This is a genomic window from Flavobacterium sp. BFFFF1 (assembly GCF_002256285.1).
Lineage (GTDB): Bacteria > Bacteroidota > Bacteroidia > Flavobacteriales > Flavobacteriaceae > Flavobacterium.
This window is the reverse complement of sequence record NZ_NKJE01000057.1, coordinates 1-3,773: the sequence shown is the minus strand read 5'-3', so window position 1 is coordinate 3,773 and position 3,773 is coordinate 1. Positions and strand designations below refer to the sequence as shown.

The window sequence follows — 3,773 nt, the reverse complement described above, 5'->3', positions numbered from 1 at the left end:
TATAACAGCGGTTTCACGCAATTGCTGATTTCCTTGTAAAATGAACTTCTTTTTTCCATAACTTCGTTCTGTCCTGCCGAGAGTACTCAGTTCCAAAAGCCGCAACTGACGTGAAGCCGCCGGACGTTATCTGCAATTATGAAAAAACCCTCGTAATATTGACGTTTTTCTATTGCGTCGCAAACTTTGCACAAGCTGACTCAATTCCCAAAATTGAAAAATTTTCTTCGCTTTCATTAAAGTTTGATGATTTAAAAAATACTTCCGACATATTTAGCTATCGAATTTGGAATTTTGGCCAGGCTATTGACATTAGAATCTTAGCGGACTCAACAAAAGTTGGCAATATTACAAATTTTATCACGGAACTTCCATTTACAACAATTGATCAAAGCCGAGAGTACAATGAAGATAGCTTGCAAGTTTACGTCCAAAAGATTAGTTTGACACCTTTAGAAGTTCAAAATGCTTTTCAAACTATCGAACGATACAAAATATATAATTTGCCAACACAGTTTGATATTGCAGATTGGAAAGCAATTTTAGATGGTGAGTTTTTCGAGACTGAACAAAAATATAACGGAATTTATGTCAAGAAAACCTATTCAAATCCACGGCAGCAAACAAATCATGAAGGCAAGGCATTCGTAAGTTTTTTTGACGAATTAATTGCTGTTACAAATGCTAAAGAATACTACAAGCCTTTTTATAAAAATCTAAAAATTGGTTGTTATTCAAAGAAAAACGAAGGCATGATTTTTTGCAAAACTAACAAACGAAAACGCAAATCGAAATAACTGCAGATAACAGCGGTTTCACGCAATTGCTACTTTTCTTGTAAAATGAACTTCTTTTTTCCATAACTTCGTTTTGTCCACGCCGAGAATACTCAGTTCCAAATGCCGCAACTGACGTGAAGCCGCCGGACGTTAGACGACATTTCATGATACCATGACCGCAAAAAAATACAACCTCAATTCAAAAGATTTTCCCGATTGGGCAGAATTTAATTGGATACAATTTGAAATAGAGAATTCTATAGATGCGTTTAAAAAATCAGTGAAAATTCAGCAGGAATCACATGCTCAAATCACTGCTGATTTACACAATAATATTGCTAAATTAAAACTAGAAAATAGCGATAACCTTGACGAACAAGGATTAGAACAATATGTAGAACATTTATATGGCTTAGAAGAAAGGATAACTGCAGAGTTAGGCATGTTACAAAATTCATCATCTATAATATTTGCTTTTGCAATTTTTGAAAATAAATTAAGATTGATATGTGAGAAATTGAAATCTGATTTTGATTTCGAATGCAATGTCAAAACAGATTCTTATGCTTCAGATTATTGGAAGATGCTCAAAAATTTTTTAGATGCAGAAATTAATTCTGTTGAAAAGTATTATAGTCAAATAAGGCATCAAAATATAGTTAGGCATATAATTATTCATCAAAACAGTGTTGCAAACCAACAAGAATTTAAAACTTTGAAAAGATTCAAAGGCTTAAAGTTTATAAAATTTCAAAACTCATTTTATTTAAACAGCATTGAAAATTATTTTATCGAGAACTTAGTAACTTTGATTCAAACCTTTTTCAAGGAATTATTAATCGTAGTAAAGAATAAAACCAATGACGTATTAAGAAACGTCGTCTAACAGCGGTTTCACGCAATTGCTGCTTTTCGTGTAAAATGAACTTCTTTTTTCCATAACTTCGTTCTGTCTCGCCGAGAATACTCAGTTCCAAAAGCCGCAACTGACGTGAAGCCGCCGAACGTTAACTGCAAGTTTGGCGCCGAAGTCCGATCAACCTTAAAACCCAAATTGTAAATTTCTTTTCATGAATGAAAGTGCTTTAAATAAATATGGGATTAGTTTCTCAAAGGAATCGTTTGGAATAGACGTAAAATCAACTCATCCATATTTAAACTTAGGTATTTTTCTTTATCTTTTTTCTAAATATAAACCAGAATTGGTGGAGTTTATCGATACTATAAATTTAGCATTGTGTAATAATTATAATTTAATAAAATATGAAGATTCAGAATGGCAAAAGGAATTAGGGCGGGATGTTTTGATAGGAATTATAAATGAGAATCTGACATTTGAACTACTATATTGTAGTGAAAATGATAGTTATGTGAGTTGTGAAGAGAATTTTCCACTCACTGACATTAAAGAATTATTTCAATCATTGTTAGATTTTATGGAATCAAATTAAACCTGCAGTTAACAGCGGTTTCACGCAATTACTACTTCTCTTGTAAAATGAACTTCTTTTTTCCATAACTTCGTCTTGTCCAGCCGAGAATACTCAGTTCCAAATGCCGCAACTGACGTGAAGCCGCCGGACGTTAGCTGTGACCGTGCCAAAATTGTGTGTAAATAAGCTGTTATGAAAAGAATATTGCTTCTTTCCTTTTTGATTTTATCTTTCAATATGAATGGGCAGAATTCTATTGAAGAAAAGGATATTTATGCTTTTTTGAACGAAGTTATCATTCAACAAAAACTTCATTTGAATGATGGTATAAATTTAGAGTTAGAAGCAAATGCCGGAATTGAAGGAACGGATGAAACATTATTAAGATCGTTGCTTCTAGATTGCAAAGATGATAATGACGGTAAAAACATTTTTAGAGATACAATTCATGTTTCATTTATCTCTAAATATTTGACACAGTCTGATATTGACGCTATGTTATTACAGAAAGTGAAATTTAAAAAGTTCAAATTGGACAATGCATTCTTAGGATTCAATACAAAAAACAAGAAAAATGTATATTCATTTTCTTTGCCGCTTTTTTCAATTGATAAGAGCAAAGCCATAATGATGATTAAAAATATTTGTCCAGGACTATGTGGAGCAGGACAAACAATTTTATTTAAAAAAGAAAATGGGAATTGGACATCAGAACTGTTGGGATTTTGGTACTATTAATGGCCACAGCTAACAGCGGTTTCACGCAATTGCTGCTTTTCGTGTAAAATGAACTTCTTTTTTCCATAACTTCGTTTTGTCCAGCCGAGAGTACTCAGTTCCAAATCCCGCAACTGACGTGAAGCCGCCGGACGTTATGACTCATTTTTTGGCGAGCCGGATCTACATCAACATTTTTTTACTACCTTTGAAACATGACAGCTGTACAGATAAAAAAAGAAATTAGTAAAGTTCTTGATCAGGTCCCTGAAAACCTGCTTGTAGATATTTTGGATTTTATCAAAGAAGTTCAATCCGATAAATCTGCTGATTCTTCTTTAACGTCAAACTTCAAAAAGATACTTTCTGAAGACGGCGAATTGCTTCAAAAACTGGCTAAATGATTTCTGAAAAAGAAGTTGAAATAATACATAATATCCTTATTGATAAATTTGGCGGAAGTAAAGGAATCCGTGACTCTGGGGCTTTACAATCTTCATTAGCAAGACCATTTGCAACTTTTGATCAGCAAGATTTATATACAAATGCTGTAGACAAAGCATCCGCAATATTTGAAAGTATTATAATTAATCATCCATTTGTTGACGGAAACAAACGCACAGCTTACACCTTGATGAGATTAATTCTTTTGGACTATGGAATGGATATTTCTGCAACCCAAGATGAAAAGTATAGCTTTGTTATTTCAGCAAGTAAAGGAGAGTATCGTTTTGAAGAGATCCGAAACTGGATAACAAATCACCTTCAAAATTAAAACGAGTCATAACAGCGGTTTCACGCAATTGCTGCTTTCCGTGTAAAATGAACTTCTTTTTTCCATAAC

Annotated in this window: 6 protein-coding genes; all 6 read left to right on the top strand. The window is 33.1% G+C overall.

Features of this window, described 5'->3' with window-relative positions:
* Positions 1-110 precede the first annotated feature (110 nt).
* Positions 111-797 carry a hypothetical protein gene (locus tag CFE23_RS16415; protein WP_291090486.1) on the top strand — a complete coding sequence of 229 codons (687 nt, stop codon included), beginning with the start codon at positions 111-113 and terminating at the stop codon, positions 795-797.
* A gap of 154 nt (positions 798-951) precedes the next feature.
* Complete coding sequence (locus CFE23_RS16410) at positions 952-1,665, top strand: hypothetical protein (RefSeq protein ID WP_291090483.1); 714 nt, start codon at positions 952-954, stop codon at positions 1,663-1,665.
* Positions 1,666-1,849: 184 nt separating this feature from the next.
* Complete coding sequence (locus CFE23_RS16405) at positions 1,850-2,230, top strand: hypothetical protein (RefSeq protein WP_291090480.1); 381 nt, start codon at positions 1,850-1,852, stop codon at positions 2,228-2,230.
* Positions 2,231-2,404: 174 nt separating this feature from the next.
* Positions 2,405-2,950 (top strand): hypothetical protein, encoded by a 546-nt coding sequence (locus CFE23_RS16400; RefSeq protein WP_291090478.1) that lies wholly within the window; start codon positions 2,405-2,407, stop codon positions 2,948-2,950.
* 194 nt (positions 2,951-3,144) lie between these two features.
* The gene (locus CFE23_RS16395) at positions 3,145-3,333 is read left to right on the top strand and encodes a hypothetical protein (RefSeq protein ID WP_291090475.1); all 189 of its coding nucleotides are present in this window, start codon (positions 3,145-3,147) and stop codon (positions 3,331-3,333) included.
* Complete coding sequence (locus CFE23_RS16390) at positions 3,330-3,704, top strand: type II toxin-antitoxin system death-on-curing family toxin (RefSeq protein WP_291090472.1); 375 nt, start codon at positions 3,330-3,332, stop codon at positions 3,702-3,704. Before CFE23_RS16395 ends, CFE23_RS16390 begins: the two co-directional genes overlap by 4 nt.
* Positions 3,705-3,773: the final 69 nt, after the last annotated feature.